The organism is Mesorhizobium huakuii (assembly GCF_030160235.1).
Classification (GTDB): Bacteria; Pseudomonadota; Alphaproteobacteria; order Rhizobiales; family Rhizobiaceae; genus Mesorhizobium; species Mesorhizobium huakuii.
The window spans coordinates 245,496-260,832 of sequence record NZ_BSNY01000030.1; the positions used below are offsets into that span (position 1 = coordinate 245,496).

13 protein-coding genes are annotated in these 15,337 nt (G+C 62.7%); 9 read left to right on the forward strand and 4 right to left on the reverse strand.

The genetic code is table 11. The features are described from left to right. From choV to QQK95_RS17140, 3 genes are all read right to left on the reverse strand, one after another. The gene (gene choV / locus QQK95_RS17130; protein WP_284274833.1) at nucleotides 1-1,182 is read right to left on the reverse strand and encodes a choline ABC transporter ATP-binding protein; all 1,182 of its coding nucleotides are present in this window, start codon (nucleotides 1,180-1,182) and stop codon (nucleotides 1-3) included. Then, a complete protein-coding gene (gene choW / locus QQK95_RS17135) occupies nucleotides 1,179-2,033 on the reverse strand; it encodes a choline ABC transporter permease subunit (RefSeq protein ID WP_143973714.1) in 855 nt (284 codons plus the stop codon). Before choW ends, choV begins: the two co-directional genes overlap by 4 nt. Nucleotides 2,034-2,171: 138 nt before the next feature. Continuing rightward, a complete protein-coding gene (locus QQK95_RS17140) occupies nucleotides 2,172-3,107 on the reverse strand; it encodes a choline ABC transporter substrate-binding protein (RefSeq protein WP_284274835.1) in 936 nt (311 codons plus the stop codon). Between the two features lie 257 nt (nucleotides 3,108-3,364). Between QQK95_RS17140 and QQK95_RS17145 the strand changes: the two genes are divergently transcribed. Continuing rightward, nucleotides 3,365-3,976, forward strand: a complete 612-nt coding sequence (locus QQK95_RS17145) for a thymidine kinase (protein ID WP_284274837.1) — start codon at nucleotides 3,365-3,367, stop codon at nucleotides 3,974-3,976. A 25-nt stretch (nucleotides 3,977-4,001) separates the two neighbouring features. Here QQK95_RS17145 and QQK95_RS17150 read toward each other — a convergent pair whose 3' ends face one another. Further along, nucleotides 4,002-4,793 carry a DMT family transporter gene (locus QQK95_RS17150; RefSeq protein ID WP_284274839.1) on the reverse strand — a complete coding sequence of 264 codons (792 nt, stop codon included), beginning with the start codon at nucleotides 4,791-4,793 and terminating at the stop codon, nucleotides 4,002-4,004. Between the two features lie 36 nt (nucleotides 4,794-4,829). Here QQK95_RS17150 and QQK95_RS17155 point away from each other — a divergent pair, with 36 nt between their 5' ends. The 8 genes from QQK95_RS17155 (at nucleotide 4,830) to QQK95_RS17190 (ending at nucleotide 15,302) form a co-directional block, all read left to right on the forward strand. Continuing rightward, nucleotides 4,830-5,405 (forward strand): LysR substrate-binding domain-containing protein, encoded by a 576-nt coding sequence (locus QQK95_RS17155; protein ID WP_284274841.1) that lies wholly within the window; start codon nucleotides 4,830-4,832, stop codon nucleotides 5,403-5,405. A 112-nt stretch (nucleotides 5,406-5,517) separates the two neighbouring features. Next, complete coding sequence (locus QQK95_RS17160) at nucleotides 5,518-5,907, forward strand: c-type cytochrome (protein ID WP_284274844.1); 390 nt, start codon at nucleotides 5,518-5,520, stop codon at nucleotides 5,905-5,907. A 308-nt stretch (nucleotides 5,908-6,215) separates the two neighbouring features. Then, the gene (locus QQK95_RS17165) at nucleotides 6,216-7,304 is read left to right on the forward strand and encodes a hypothetical protein (protein ID WP_095773710.1); all 1,089 of its coding nucleotides are present in this window, start codon (nucleotides 6,216-6,218) and stop codon (nucleotides 7,302-7,304) included. Between the two features lie 40 nt (nucleotides 7,305-7,344). Further along, nucleotides 7,345-8,490, forward strand: a complete 1,146-nt coding sequence (locus QQK95_RS17170; protein ID WP_143973709.1) for a hypothetical protein — start codon at nucleotides 7,345-7,347, stop codon at nucleotides 8,488-8,490. 24 nt (nucleotides 8,491-8,514) lie between these two features. Then, nucleotides 8,515-10,425: an AAA family ATPase gene (locus QQK95_RS17175; protein WP_284274845.1), complete on the forward strand. Its 1,911-nt coding sequence runs from the start codon at nucleotides 8,515-8,517 to the stop codon at nucleotides 10,423-10,425. Nucleotides 10,426-10,683: 258 nt separating this feature from the next. Continuing rightward, nucleotides 10,684-11,982, forward strand: a complete 1,299-nt coding sequence (locus QQK95_RS17180) for a DUF6638 family protein (RefSeq protein ID WP_284274847.1) — start codon at nucleotides 10,684-10,686, stop codon at nucleotides 11,980-11,982. A gap of 200 nt (nucleotides 11,983-12,182) precedes the next feature. Then, entirely contained in the window at nucleotides 12,183-13,307 is a 1,125-nt protein-coding gene (locus tag QQK95_RS17185) for a DUF2333 family protein (RefSeq protein ID WP_284274848.1), read from the forward strand. Between the two features lie 315 nt (nucleotides 13,308-13,622). After that, entirely contained in the window at nucleotides 13,623-15,302 is a 1,680-nt protein-coding gene (locus QQK95_RS17190) for a formate--tetrahydrofolate ligase (protein ID WP_284274849.1), read from the forward strand. The last annotated feature ends 35 nt before the right edge of the window (nucleotides 15,303-15,337 follow it).

Consider the following 15,337-nt stretch of genomic DNA (forward strand, 5'->3'; position numbering starts at 1 on the left):
CTACCTTCTCAACACCGCGCTCAGCACATCCCTGATGCCGATGGCGCCGACGAAGCGGGACTGGTCGTCGAACAGCGCCACGGGTGCGGTCTGCGAGCGATGCATGGCCAGCATCACGGTTTTCAGCGACGTGCCGGGATTGGCCCAGAACACTTGCGCTGCTTCCTCCGACTGGGCCTCGACATCGGCGCAGGACACCCACACCGCCGGCTTGCCGTCGCGCTCGGCCGCTGCCACCAGCCCGTGATCGTCGATCTTGAAGCGCGTCGTCTTGCGCCGGTCGAGCCACACCCAGCCGTCCGTGCTCTCTTCGAGGTCGCGGCGGTCGCGCATCACGTTCCAGGCCGTCAGCACCGAGAGCGGGTTCACATTGGCGATGAAGTCGCGGACATAGTCGTTGGCGGGGCGCAGCACGATGTCTTCCGGCGCGCCGGTCTGCACGATGCGGCCGCCCTCCATGATGGTGATGTGGCTGCCGATCTTCAGCGCCTCTTCCAGGTCATGGCTGACAAAGATGATGGTCTTCTTCAACTCCGCCTGCAGCTGCAGCAATTCATCCTGCAGCTTGGTGCGGATCAGCGGGTCGAGCGCAGAGAACGGCTCGTCCATCAACAGGATCGGCGCCTCGGTGGCGAAGGCGCGAGCCAGGCCGACACGCTGCTGCATGCCGCCCGACAGCTCATGCGCGTATTTCTTCGACCATTGGTCGAGATTGACCAGCTTGAGCTGCTTGTGCACGCGCTCCTTGCGCTCGGCGTCCGGCACGCCGGCAAGTTCGAGGCCGAGGCCGACATTTTCCTCCACCGTGCGCCATGGCAGCAGGCCGAACTGCTGGAACACCATCGCCACCTGCTTCTGGCGCAAGCGCCGCAAGGTCGGCTCGTCGCAGGTGACGACGTCGACGATCTTGTCGCCGTCCTTGACCAGCACCTGGCCGCGCGACACCACGTTGAGCCTGTTGACGGCCCGAAGCAGCGTCGACTTGCCGGAGCCCGACAGGCCCATCAGCACCGAGATCTCGCCCTCATGCACGGTGAGGCTGGCGCCGGCGCAGCCCAGCACATTGCCGGTCTTCTCGAGGATTTCGGCGCGCGTCGCGCCCTTGTCGATCATCGCCAGCGAGCCGGCCTGGTCGGCGCCGAAGACGATATCGACGTTCTTGAAATCGACGGCGACGGTCATTTCTTGCCTCCAACGCCAATGCGGGTCATTCGGTCGAGCACGATGGCCAGCACGACGATGGCGAGGCCCGCCTCAAGCCCGAGATCGATGCGGCGCGAACCCAGCGCGCGGTTGATTTCGGTGCCCAGGCCACCGGCGCCGATGAGGGCCGCGAACACCACCATCGACAGCGACAGCATGATCGACTGCGTCAGCCCCGCCATGATGGTGGGCAGCGCCGACGGCAGTTCCACCTTCCACAACAGCTGGCTCTTGGTGGCGCCGAACGCCTCGCCGGCCTCGATGATCGACTTCGGCACCGAGACGACGCCGAGATGGGTGAGCCGCACGGCCGTCGGGATGACGAAGATGATGGTGACGATGAGGCCGGGCGCGTTGCCGAGACCGAACAGGGTCAGGACCGGGATCAGGTAGACGAAGGTCGGCAGCGTCTGCATCAGGTCGAGCACCGGCAGCATGATCCGGTAGACCTTCGGCTTGTGCGCCGCCCAGATGCCGAGCGGCACGCCGATGGCCATGGCCATGGCGGCGGCGGCGACGACCAGCACCAGCGTCTGCACGGTCTGCTTCCACAGGTTCTGGTTGATGATGAAGATCAGCCCGAGGAAGACGCCGATGGCGAGCGGCCGCGAGCGCTGCAGCAACCAGGCGATAACAGCGATGACCAGCGCCAGCAGCACCGGCGGCACCAGCAGCAGGAGATTGACCAGCCCGTCGAGAATGAAATTCAGGCCGTTGGAGAAGGCTCTGAAGATGGTGTCGAAATTGTCGGTCAGGAAGCCGAAAAAGGACTTTCCCCAGGCGCCGATCGGGATCTTGTGATCGACCATGAACTTGGAAATCGGATCCATCTCACCCCTCTTCCACCGGAGCTCTGCCTTCGGCCCCGCGCTGTCGCAACGTCATCTTGTCACAGGATGTGAAAAAGGGCAGCCCTTTGTCAAACGGCTGCCCTGTCTTCATCCGGTCATGCCGGATGCGAAGTCGGCTCAGCTTCCGAGCGCGGTCTTGATGGCCGCAGCGGCGTCGCCGCCGTCGAAAGTGGTCACGCCGGCGATCCATGGCTTGACCGCGTCCGGATTCTTCTTCAGCCAGTCGGTAGCGACCGTGGCGGCATCGCCACCCTTGAGGATCGCGTCCATCATCTGGCCTTCCATGTCCAGATTGAACTTCAGGTTGGCGATCAGCTTGCCGGCATTCGGGCATTCGGTGGTGTAGCCCTTGCGCACATTGGTGAACACGGTGGCCGCGCCGAAGCCGCTGTCGCCCATGCCGTCGAGATAGGTGATCTTCATAGCGCCCATCACCGGATGCGGCGTCCAGCCGAGGAAGGCGATCCATTCATTGTTCTTCATCGACTGCTCGGCCTGCGTCAGCATGCCGGCCTCCGAGGATTCGACCAGTTCGAAGCCGCCGAGATTGTCCTTCGGGTTCTTGATCATGTCGAGGATGATGCGGTTGCCGTCATTGCCGGCTTCGATGCCGTAGATCTTGCCGTTGAACTTGTCCTTGAACTTGCCGAGGTCGGTCAGCGACTTGACGCCGGCGTCCGCGACATAGGTCGGCACCACGATGCCGTAGCCCGCGCCGGTCAGGTTCGTGCTGATGGTCTCGACCGAGCCATCGGCGGTGTAGTCCTTGATGTCGTTGGTCATCGACGGCATCCAGTTGCCGAGGAAGACATCGAGGTCCTTGTTCTTCAGCGAAGCCATGGTTACCGGCACCGACAGCTGGATCACCTTCGGCTCGTAACCGAGAGCGGTGAGCAGCACCGAGGCAATCCCGGTGGTCGCCTGGATGTCGGTCCAGCCGACATCGGAAAGACGCACGGTCTTGCAGCTTTCGGCGTCACCTGCGAAGGCGGCGCTCGTGGACAACAAAGCCGCCAGACCGAGGCCGGCGACAAAGGAATTCATACGCGACATAGACAGTCTCCCATTGTGATTCTTTGGCGAAGCGTAGTTACGGTTTCTCTGCCCGCCTTGTTTCGTCAGCCAAACACCATTCTGGTGTGGATTCAAGCGTCAAGGCAATCACGATCAACGGCGCGGACTGGCCAATCAGCGACACGGCTGACGCTTTTGTCGTGCCAGTCGTTTTTTTCACGGGCGTTCCTGCTTTTTCGGGGGAATGCGGCCGCGGCCCCTCCCCGCCCCAGTCCAAGTCAGCTTAAAAGAGCGGCATGGCCAAGCTCTACTTCAACTACGCAACGATGAATGCCGGCAAGACGACGATGCTCTTGCAGGCCTCGTATAATTATCGCGAACGCGGCATGACGACGATGCTGTTCGTCGCCGGCCACTACCGCAAGGGCGACAGCGGCCTGATCTCGTCGCGCATCGGGCTGGAGATGGAGGCCGAGATGTTCCGCGACGGCGACGACCTTTACGCCCGCGTCGCCGAACATCACGACCATACGACGGTGCATTGCGTCTTCGTCGACGAGGCGCAGTTCCTCCAGGAGGAGCAGGTCTGGCAATTGGCCCGCATCGCCGACCGGCTGAACATCCCGGTCATGTGCTACGGCTTGCGCACCGATTTCCAGGGCAAGCTGTTTTCCGGCTCGCGCGCGCTGCTGGCGATCGCCGACGACCTACGCGAGGTGCGCACCATCTGCCGCTGCGGCCGCAAGGCGACGATGGTCGTGCGCCTCGGCGCCGACGGCAAGGTTGCCCGCCAGGGCGAACAGGTGGCGATCGGCAAGGATGTCTATGTCTCGCTCTGCCGTCGTCACTGGGAAGAAGAAATGGGCCGCGCCGCGCCCGACGATTTCATCGGCTTCATGAAATCCTGACCCTGCTTCCCCGGGGCGATCCTCCTCAGGCCGCCGAGACCCGCCTCGGCGGAAACCGCCAGCCCAGCCGGACACCGAGCGTCGCCACGGCGATCAGCGCCATGCCGGCCGCCTGCGCCGGCCCGAGCGGATGCCCGTAGAGCGCCCAGTCGATGATGATGGCAACGACCGGATAGATGAAGGTGATGATGCCGATCACCGGCGTCGTCAGGCGTGGAAAGGCCGAGTTCATCAGCACATAGGCAATGCCGGTGTGCAGAACGCCGATGCTGACCAGCCAGCCCCATGCATGCGCGGGAACATGCTGGCCGATGTCGGCGAAGGGCGCGAGCATGACGATTCCGACGATCGTCTGGCAAAGCACGGTGACCTCCGCGCGCTGCTGGCCAAGGCCCTTGGCGAGGATCGTCGCCACCGCATAGAGCAGCGCGGCGACCAGCGTCAGCGCGATGCCCAGCGCCCAGGCCGTGCTGGCCTGCGCGTGCGAGACCACCAGCCCGCTGGCCAGCACGACGCCAAGGAAGGCGCCAAGCATCCACAGCATCTGGTCGAGCGAGATGCGCTCCTTGAGGAAGACCACCCCGATGATGACCACGAAGAACGGCTGCACGTGATAGACGATCGTCGTCGTGGCGATCGAGGTCATGGCGAAGCCGGCGAAGAAGGCCGTCCAGCTCAGCACCATGCAGGCGCCGGCAAGTGCTGCCAGTGCCAGGCGGGACGGCGATAGCGTCCTGTCCGGCAGATAGCCCCGCAGAAGGCACCATGCGCCGAGGAACATGGCGCCGAACACGCAGCGCCAGAACACGATCGTCACTGGGCGAGCGTCACGCGGCCGAAGGAGACGGGCAGCGTGCGCCTTGGCGTGCCGGACGACTACGCCGCCTTCCTTCTGCCAGCTGTGCTATCGCGCTTTGCCGAGGACCACCCGCTGGTGACGGTGGAACTGATCTGCGAACAGTCGACCGCGCTGGTGAAAACCCTGGCGGAAGGACGGCTCGACCTGGCGATCGTCACTCGTTTGCCGGACCAGCCGCTCGACGTCATCCGGCTCGAACGTTTCGTCTGGGTCGCCTCGCCCAACCATGTCGCCTGGCAGGCCGATCCCTTGCCGGTCGCCCTGTTCGAGCCCGGCTGCGCCGCCAGGATGAATGTCCTGCAAGCGCTTGGCGAGGCTGACCGGTCCTACCGTTGCACCTATTCCAGCGCCTCCCTGCTTGGCCTGATCGCGGTCGTGCAGGCCGGGCTCGCCGTCGCCGGCCTCGCCCAGCGCAGCGTGCCGCCATCGCTGCGCATCATTGGCGGCAATGAAGGGCTTCCCGTGCTGCCGGATCTCGAGATCGGCATCCTGCGCAACCCGATGTCGACGACGCCCGCGGTCGATCGGCTGCATGATTTCCTGCGCCGCGACCTCGCACAGCAAGCCTGAGATCATCGTCGCCGCGCGGGATTGGGTGCGACCGGCCTCACTCTCCGCGATGCAGCGTTTGTTAAGGCCTCGGTCCTATAAGGCCGTCAGCCAGAGCTCTCCGGGGTCAGCCATGCTTCGAGCCGTTTCCTCCGCCAGCCTTCTTCTCATTGCCTCCTCCATTTGCGCCCATGCCGGCGGCGACCCGGTGCAGGGCAAGCACGTCTTCAACCGCTGCATGGCCTGCCACGAGGCGGCCAGCGACCGCGACAAGGTCGGCCCGCATCTCAAGGGTGTGGTCGGACGCACCGCCGGCACCGCGGAAAGCTTCCTTGGCCATTATTCCGAAGCCATGAAGAATGCGGGCGCTGGCGGTCTCGTCTGGGACGAGGCAAATCTCACCGAGTATCTCAGGGCCCCCAAGCTCAAGGTTCCCGGCAACAAAATGGCTTTTGGCGGCCTGACGAATGATGACGACATCGCCAACGTCATCGCCTATCTGAAGGCCGATCCGAAGCCCTGAGTGCGCGTCGTGCGGCGTGGCCGCATGGATATGTTTGCCCGCAACCGGTTCAATTGCCTGCCGAATTCAGCATTTCCGCGCCGGCGGGGGCTGACTGTTTTGCCGGCATGAAAGTTCAATGACAGCTGAACCAGTTCCGGCTGACCGGCTATTCACGCCATGACCCCACCTTCATTGTCTTTCAAGGCCTTGGCGGATTCTTTTGTTTTCACACGCCCCTTGTCTTCACGTCTTTCAATCCCCGGATGCCCCACATATATTCGCCGCTGTTCGCAACCAGCGACCGGAAGCCGAAGCGGGAGGCCCCAATGGCGACATTGCAGAATTTCGATGCCGAAATTGCCAAGACCAAGCAGGTCGTCCAGGACATGCGCACCAAGATCGAACAGTCCGGTACCGTGCTCGACACGCTCGCCACCGCCGACAAGAAGATCGGCGACGCCAATTTCGACATCGAAAACGCCCGCATCGAGGATGTGCTGAAGCAGCAGAAGGTGATGGAAGGCAACATTGCCGACCTGATCATCGGCCTCGAGGATGCCACCAACGTCTTCGGCGCCGAATTCGAGAGCATGAAGAATTATACCGGCTGGGAAAACTTCGTCGGCGTCTTCTCCAGCCAGCGCAAGCAGCGCATGCGCACCGACCGCGTCCGCAACATGTCGCTCGCCGGCAATCTGCAGGAGCTTCTGGCCAAGTCCGACACCATCGTCGGCATCCTGAAGGCGCAGAAGGAGGTGCTCGACCAGCGCTACAAGACCTCCGAGGCCAGCCTGTCGCAGGTGATCGAACGCCGCAAGACCACCATGTCGAACCTCGAAGCCGTGCAGAAGCGCATCGAGGAACTCAACCCGATGCTGCTCGACATCGAAAACAAGATTGCCGCCTCGACCAGCCAGAAGGACCGCACGCAGCTCGAGGGAGAGCGCTCGAAACTGGCCACCGAATACAATGAGAAGCAGGCCAAGGAACAGGAACTGCTGGCCGAAAGCCAGACGCTCGAGCGCTACACCTCGATGTTCCAGACCTTCGTCGATTCGCTCAACAACCAGATCGCCGCGCAGTCGACGCTGATCAACAAGCTGACCATCGATACCGAGCAGCGCATCGTGCTCTACAAGGCGCTGGAAGATTCGCTGAAAACGGCGGCCCAGCAGGACGTCGCCCACAAGATCAACACGCTGGGCAGCCAGGTCGACAACACGGCTGAAGAAACCATGGCCGGCATCGGCGCCGCTTCGCAGAAGCACATTGGCGATCTGCTCGAAATGCACGAGAAGAACATGGTGGCCAGCGCCGATATCCAGCGCCGCAAGAAGCTCGCCGACGATGCCTTTGCCCGCCGCTTCGACGAGGTGCTGAAGAAGCACAATTCGGCCAATTACGTGCAGTCATAATTGCCGCGCGCATCGGTGCGACAATCCCAGGGCTGACAGAATGACCCCCGAAAACGACGCGGCGGCGCGGTATTTCTCGGCAATCACGGCCGCGCTCAGCGGCCTTGAAGTGTTCATGCGCGACGACCGCTCGCCGCTCTACCGGCACGGCATCGTCGCCAAGATCGTTGCCGAATACATCGCCCGGCTCGACAAGTCCTTTGGCTGCTGGCGCAACCGGCTGGGATTCATGGACACATTCCGCATTTCGCGCGCCGAAAGCGGCTTCCCGGTGTTCCAGAACCTGCTCGAACTGGAAAACGATCGCCGGCAGGCCGATGCGCGCCTTGCCAACATCCCGCTGGCCGGCGAGCTGCGCGAGGAGATGGCCGACTTCATCCTGCGCCACAAGGAATTCCCCGAGGCGCTGCAGAAGTCGATGGCCGAACGGCTCTATCTCGAGGACGTCAAGAGCGAGCAGACTTTTGGGCCGTTCACGCTGGCGCAAACGGCCAAGGTGTCGGTCAATCCGAAGACGGCACTGCCCTACTATCTCGTCCATTGGGCGACCTTCGACGGCAGCGCCAACCTGCCGCTGGTCTACATGGTCACGGTGGAGGATTCCTCCGAGAACATGGTCCGCCAGCTCGTCGACCGGAACGGCAAGCTCAACGACAAGGTCGACATCCCGCTGCCGGTCGATGGCCTGCTCAATCCCGAGCTTGCCCACCGCTTCGACGATTTCACCGAGAAGAACTCCGCCTACACGCTGTCGCCGGCGACCATCGCGGTCAACCTCGACAAGGATTTCGAGCCTCTGCATCCCAAGCAGTTGCGCCGCGTCGTGCTCGGCCCCTTCTATTCCGCAGGCATTACCGACAACAATTCGACGGTGACCGAAGTGCTGGCCAAGGTGCGCAAGCCGGAAAACGCCTGGCTGCTGACCTGGACCATCCAGGAGGTCTATTCCAAGGGCGAGAAGCCCGGGCGCAAGGGGCTGTTTTCCAGCGAGAAGACGACGCAGGAATTCTTCATCAACACCGACGACCTGGAAGCCGCCCGCCAGGGCGTGTCGAGTTACGAGAACCACGCGCTGATCCCGCACGAGGCCTACCAGGCGCTCTACGCCGCCGGCGAAGCACAGAAGATCTTTGGCGGCTACAAGGTTCATATTCTGTCCAACGGACAGGTCATTTCAGACGTCTGACCGTAACACCACGGAGCATCCTTCATGGACACCGGCCTGACCACCATCCCGGAAGCGGCGATCGAGAAGCACCGCGCCACCGCGCAGAGCTTCATCACCCGCATCGTCGTGCTGGAGGACCCGTCGCGCGAATCCGGCACGGCCTTGGCCGGCACCAACCGCCGCTTCGTCTCCACCGTCTCGGTCGGCTCGGTGCGCCGCACGCGCGAGGTCGAGCTGTCGAAGACCGTCGGCGCCGTCCATCCCGACGACCAGTTGCTGACCATCCCGCAGCACACGCTTCTGTTTCGCGCCCGGCGCGGCACGGCAATTGCACTCGCAATATCGGATGTCTTCGCCGAAGGCTCGGACCTCGAAAGCCTGCAGGCGAAGAACGCCCGCGCGCCGCTCGAGGGCGACGAGGCGTCCGCCTTCAAGAAACTCCTGTCGGCCTCCGCCTACATCTCGGCTTTCAGCCTGGCGTCCTATCTGTTCCAGCTGATCGACAGCGACGGCGAAGCACCCAACGACATCCCCGAACCCGACTTCCTTTTCGACACGCCGCAGGACGCGGTGAAATCGATCCTCGCCGGCCTCGACAAGGCGATAGCGGGCTCGAAGGACGATGCCGACCTGGCGACCAGGGCACGCGCCTTCGCCCGCGTCGCCATTGACGGGCTGCTGGCCAGAAAAGGCCGCTTCGATGGCATCGGCCCGTTCGAGAACGCCCATATCCGCATCGATGCCGACGACTTCACCCTCGACGGCTTCGACGTCGCTCCCGGCAAGCGCTCCAAGCCGCTGGTGATGACTTTCAAGAAGCCGGAAGAGGTCGTCGGCAACCACATCGCCAAATACCAGTCGGTCAAGCTCGCCAAGATGCTGATGGCCTATGATTTCGAGCGCGAGCTGAACCCGTTCGTCGAACTCGGAGGCTTCCTTTTCACCTTCATCGGCGACGGCGCGCCCGGCACCGGCAAGACGACTTTGATCCAGATGATCGCCGGCCTGGTCAACGGCTACTGCCAGGTCGCCGGCTATCCCTTCGCCTATGAGAATTTCGGCGTCGACCAGATCTCGTCCTATCAGGGCAAGTCGGGCCAGAACTGCCGCCAGTTCATCAACAATGTGCTCAACCCGCGCGTTATCGGCTTCGGCACGATCGACGATATCGACCAGGTGGCGGCACGCCGCTCCGACGACCGCGCCTCGGCCGGCCAGCAGGAGATCACCGGCGTCCTCATGGATGCCTTCGCCGGCGCCGGCACCGTGGTGCGCGGCAACTGCTCTTTCGGCATGTTCTCCAACTACCCTGAAAACGTCGACGACGCGCTGCGCCAGCGCGCCGGCGCCCGCTGGCTGGTCGACGGACCGCAGACCCGCGACGACTACATCGACATCTTCGTGCTGCTCGCTGGCAAGAACCACGAAATCCCTCTGGGCAAGCACGAGCTTTACGCCGCACAGGAAATCCAGCGCGCCGTAATGGAAGCCTATGAGGAGCATGAGAAGCCCCAGGAGGACGGCCTGATGAAGGTCTACGAGCGCTACATGAAGGAGAATGGCGCACCCAAGACCATGGCCGATATCGGCACCTATCTGCACCTGATCAAGGACGCCGAGCCGCGCTTCACCGGCCGCGCCATCAAGAACGTCACCGACGCCATCAAGATGCGCGCCATGGACATCGAGCTTCCCGACGACTGGTTCGAGAAGCCGGAAGCCTTCATGCACAAGAGCTATGACGAGAAGAAAGCCATGATCGAGGAACTGCGCGGTCCGTTCTCGATGGACATGGTCATGCAGGAGATCAACCGCTACGCCGATTCCGAGTTCCGCTATTCCGACAAGTCCGACGACGCCGCCGTGGAAAAGCTGCTGCGCGACGCGCGGCTGCGCGAACGGGCTGCGCGGGAAATGGAGGAGATGAAGAAGAAGGGCAATTGGAATGCTTGAGCTACGCCGGCCTTCCCTTCTCCCCTTGTGGGGTCCGAAGGACGGAGCGAGACAAGCGGCTCGCCCCCGGGCGTCGTCGCCGAAGGCGACGGATGAGGGGTGTTCCAGTGAACGCCAGCGTCTCACTCCGCTGGAACACCCCTCATCCGTCTCGGCGCTGTCGCGCCGATCCACCTTCTCCCGCAAGGGGAGAAGAAAGGCTCGCGCCTCTCATCCGCCCTTCGGGCACCTTCTCCCCGTAAACGGGGAGAAGGAAAGGTGAGCAAAAAACCCGACCTGCTGCGCGACAACGAGCTCATCTACGGTCGTTTGCTCCCCGTCGACGAGCCGCATCTCATCCAGCGCTACAACAAGGCGCTGGCCGCGTTCGGCCTACAGCCGACAAAGCTGAAGGGCTTTCAGATCGACCGCACCGGCTTCTCGCCCGAGATCGCCGATGAATGCGGCGATCCCGACTATCTCGATCCCAACGAGGTCAACCGCCGCTTCATCATCCTGACGCCGTCGCAGATCGACTTGCCGGTGGTGCACACGGCCTTCTCCAACACCTCGCAGCTGATGTTCGAGTTCATGTCCAAGAACCAGCGCGCCATCGACGCGCTGACCATCAAGGACGTCATCTACGGCGAGATCGAGGACTCCGTTCCCAAGGTCAACGACATCGAAGACCTGCTGTCGATCAACCAGGTCGAATTCAAGGTCCTGTCGGCCGAGGATGTGCTGGGCAAGGCCGCCGAACTCGGCAAGCTCGTCGACCGGCTGAAGCAGGAGCCCGACGCCTGGCGCGACAACGCCATGCTGACCCGCATGGTGGAACTGGCAAAGATCTGCGGCGACATCCGCGAGAACGCGCTGGTGCCCGACCAGGTGATCTTCCGTCACAATGCCTACTGGACCAGCCATTTCGGCGGGCTCTACGTGTTCGTCGATCCCGGCATGACGACGGTGATCAGCGATCCTGCGGCCCCCGGCTTTCGCCGCTCGCGGCCGTGGCAGGTGAGTTATCTCTCGATCAACGACGCCGACAAGGTCTTCAAGTTCCTGGCCAGTACCGGCCGCATCGAACTGCCGCGCGCCTCCTGGATCGAAGCGTCCGGCTATCTCGAGCACCGCGCCGAGATGGTGGTGCGCGCGCTGATCCGCGACGCCAAGCCGAACCGCAATCTGACCGATGTCGACAAGGTCTGGCTGCAGACCTGGATCCAGAGCCATGCCGACCTGATCACCAAGGACGGCAATTTTCCTTTCCTCAACGCCGCCAAGCGCGAAATCGCCCAGCTTGGCCACCTCAAGATCGAGGATGTCTTTCCCCTGCAGCGCTTCCTGGTGGTGCGCGCCAAGCCGGACCATCCCGACGCCTGGCTGACCAACCGGCTGATCTCGGATTTCGTGCCGACCGACTTCGTCTCGCGCTACATCTTCAACAAGCAGGGCTTCTACAAGGACTATGACGGCTTCAGCGACGCCTGGAGATCGCATGTTGTGGACGTTCTGAAAACCACATATTTGAAGGACAAGGTGGCGTTTCGCACACGCCTCTACGGCCTGACTGACTAATGCATGTCGCCCAAAAGTGACCTCGGTTTTGGGAAAACGACATGCATAAACCAAAGACCTAAAGCGCGTCGCATGAATCCGTTTCGACGCGACGCGCTTTAGAACGAAATGAGCCGCCATTTCGTTCTAACTTGTTGTTTTGGCGCATGATGTTATCCAAAAAGTCTTTTGGCATCATGCTTTGAGGGGGTGACACTGCCATGCTCGATCCGATCGTCAATTTCTTCACCCGGATCTTCCAGTGGATCGGCCGCGGCATCGGCCTCTTGATCGGCGCCATCCTGTGGCCGTTCCTGTGGGCCGGCCGCTGGTACACGCAGCGCGGCTGGATCCTCAAGGCCGTGCTCGGCCTGGCGCTGCTGGTGCTGATCGGTCTCTACGCCAACTTCTTCTACGCCACCCAGTGGTGGAACAATTTCAACCCGAACTATCCGGACACCTACACGTTCGAGAAGCGCAATGTTTCCGCCGGCGAGCAGGTCGCCGCCGGTACCGGCACCGACACGGCAAAGACCTGCGGCAACTCCGGCATTGCCCAGATCGCTGCCGACCTGACCGACTTCAACGTCAACCAGAATGCCTGGATCTCGTCGATGATCCTCTACAAGGTCGGCCTGTTCGGCATCGACTGGGACAACACGCCGTGGATGGACAACAAGGCGTCCTTCCAGCGCGGCATCAACCAGGCGGTGCGGCGCACGGCGACCGAGCTTGCCGACAATCTCGGCCGCGTGCGCACGACCTCGCAGATCGATGCCGATCTGCAGGACGCGCGCGGCAATCTGCAGTTCGATGAAGACACCTGGTATTTCGGCGTGAGCCCATTCGGCCCGAAGACGCCGACCCCAAGCTACTATCGGGACGCGGTGCGCAAGCTGCGTTCGTTCAACGCCCGCCTCGCCACCTGCCAGGCCACTTTCGATGCCCGCGCCGACAATCTCAAGCAGTATATCGACCGTATCGCATCGGACATCGGCTCGACCTCCGCCATCCTCAAGGAGCGTGCCGAGAACCACAACAATGGCTGGTTCGATACCCGCGCCGACGACCGCTACTGGTTCGCCTATGGCCAGCTCTATGCCTATTACGGCCTGATGAAGGGCGCGCAGGCCGACTTCGAGGACGTCATCAAGGAAAAGCACCTGCAGAGCCTGTGGGACACGATGGACGCGCAATTCGTCTCGGCCCTGCGCATCCAGCCCTTCATCATCGCCAATGGCCGCGAGGACGGCTGGCTGCTGCCGACCCACCTGACGACGATGGGCTTCTACATCCTGCGCGTGCGCTCCAACATGGTCGAAATCAGCAACGTGCTGACGCAGTAGCATTCGCTTGTCGCGGTTCCTGCGATGGCGAATTTGCGCCGTCGCCTCTGTCGCATTCCGTGCATTGTGCGGCTGTTTTGAGACGGCGGAAGCGCCGCCGCTCTGGCTTCTATACGGCGCGGCAAGCGGAGCCAGAAAGAACCGAGGACAGGTCGGCCGGCCGCACAGAAATTTTCTCTATAGGAAACATAGTTGCATGGAAGTTGACGCCACGGCAGCGACAGGGTTAGAACATGCCCGCGCGCCCGGTTCCAACCTGCTTGCGATAGAGATCAACCCCGTCCCCTCCACCGTTCAATCCAGAGGAAAGCCGTCATGGCCGAAGTGAAGTCCGACATCGAGATCGCGCGCGCCGCCAAGAAAAAGCAGATCCAGGAGATCGGCCAGAAGATCGGCATCCCGACCGAACATCTGCTGCCCTATGGCCACGACAAGGCCAAGATCTCGGCCGAATTCATCAAATCGGTGAAGGGCAACAAGGACGGCAAGCTGATCCTGGTCACCGCCATCAACCCGACCCCTGCCGGCGAAGGCAAGACCACCACCACGGTCGGCCTTGGTGACGGCCTCAACCGCATCGGCAAAAAGGCGATCGTCTGCATCCGCGAGGCCTCGCTCGGCCCGAATTTCGGTGTCAAGGGCGGTGCTGCCGGCGGCGGCTACGCTCAGGTCGTGCCGATGGAGGACATGAACCTCCATTTCACCGGCGACTTCCACGCCATCACCACCGCCCACAATCTGCTTTCGGCGCTGATCGACAACCACATCTACTGGGGCAATGATCTCGGCATCGACACACGCCGCGTGGTGTGGCGCCGCGTCATGGACATGAACGACCGGGCGCTGCGCGAAATCATCTGCTCGCTCGGCGGCGTCGCCAACGGTTTCCCCCGCGAGGGCGGCTTCGACATCACCGTCGCCTCGGAAGTCATGGCGATCCTGTGCCTCGCCACCGACTTGAAGGATCTGGAAAAGCGCCTCGGCGACATCATCGTCGCCTACCGCCGCGACAAGTCGCCGGTCTATGCCCGCGACCTCAAGGCCGACGGCGCCATGGCCGTGCTTCTGAAGGACGCCATGCAGCCCAACCTGGTGCAGACGCTGGAGAACAACCCGGCCTTCGTCCATGGCGGCCCGTTCGCCAACATCGCGCATGGCTGCAACTCGGTCGTCGCCACCACCACGGCGCTGAAGCTCGCCGACTATGTCGTCACCGAAGCCGGTTTCGGCGCCGATCTCGGTGCCGAGAAATTCTTCGACATCAAGTGCCGCAAGGCGGGCCTGAAGCCGGCTGCGGCCGTCATCGTCGCCACTGTGCGCGCCATGAAGATGAATGGCGGCGTCAAGAAGGAAGACCTCGGCAAGGAAAACATCGAGGCGGTGAAGAAGGGCTGCGCCAATCTCGGCCGCCACATCGAGAACATCAGGCAGTTCGGCGTGCCGGCGGTGGTTGCCATCAACCACTTCTATTCCGACACCGACGCCGAGATCCAGGCGATGAAGGACTATGTCGCCTCGATGGGTGAAGAGGCGGTGCTTTGCAAGCACTGGGCCAAGGGCTCGGCCGGCATCGAGGAACTCGCCAACAAGGTGGTGGCGCTGGCCGAATCCGGCGCCTCGCAATTCGCGCCGCTCTATCCCGACGCCATGCCGCTGTTCGAGAAGATCAACACCATCGTGCAGCGCATCTATCGCGGCTCGGAAGCAATCGCCGACAAGTCGGTGCGCGACCAGTTGCACGCCTGGGAGCAGGCCGGCTACGGCAACCTCCCGGTCTGCATGGCCAAGACCCAGTACTCCTTCTCGACCGACCCGAACCTGCGCGGCGCGCCGACCGGCCACACCGTGCCGGTGCGCGAGGTCAGGCTTTCGGCGGGCGCCGGATTCGTCGTCATCATCTGCGGCGAGGTCATGACCATGCCCGGCCTGCCCAAGGCGCCGTCCTCGGAGAAGATCTTCCTCAACGAGGCCGGCCAGATCGAAGGCCTGTTCTAGGATCCTTCAAATGCCAAACAGAAAGGGCGCCGCAG

What these genes read in the sequence shown, in the direction of transcription:
- choV (WP_284274833.1), bottom strand. Translation starts at nt 1,182, where the DNA reads ATGACCGTCGCCGTCGATTTCAAGAACGTCGATATCGTCTTCGGCGCC.
- choW (WP_143973714.1), bottom strand. Translation starts at nt 2,033, where the DNA reads ATGGATCCGATTTCCAAGTTCATGGTCGATCACAAGATCCCGATCGGC.
- QQK95_RS17145 (WP_284274837.1), top strand. Translation starts at nt 3,365, where the DNA reads ATGGCCAAGCTCTACTTCAACTACGCAACGATGAATGCCGGCAAGACG.
- QQK95_RS17175 (WP_284274845.1), top strand. Translation starts at nt 8,515, where the DNA reads ATGGACACCGGCCTGACCACCATCCCGGAAGCGGCGATCGAGAAGCAC.
- QQK95_RS17160 (WP_284274844.1), top strand. Translation starts at nt 5,518, where the DNA reads ATGCTTCGAGCCGTTTCCTCCGCCAGCCTTCTTCTCATTGCCTCCTCC.
- QQK95_RS17165 (WP_095773710.1), top strand. Translation starts at nt 6,216, where the DNA reads ATGGCGACATTGCAGAATTTCGATGCCGAAATTGCCAAGACCAAGCAG.
- QQK95_RS17185 (WP_284274848.1), top strand. Translation starts at nt 12,183, where the DNA reads ATGCTCGATCCGATCGTCAATTTCTTCACCCGGATCTTCCAGTGGATC.
- QQK95_RS17140 (WP_284274835.1), bottom strand. Translation starts at nt 3,107, where the DNA reads ATGTCGCGTATGAATTCCTTTGTCGCCGGCCTCGGTCTGGCGGCTTTG.
- QQK95_RS17170 (WP_143973709.1), top strand. Translation starts at nt 7,345, where the DNA reads ATGACCCCCGAAAACGACGCGGCGGCGCGGTATTTCTCGGCAATCACG.
- QQK95_RS17190 (WP_284274849.1), top strand. Translation starts at nt 13,623, where the DNA reads ATGGCCGAAGTGAAGTCCGACATCGAGATCGCGCGCGCCGCCAAGAAA.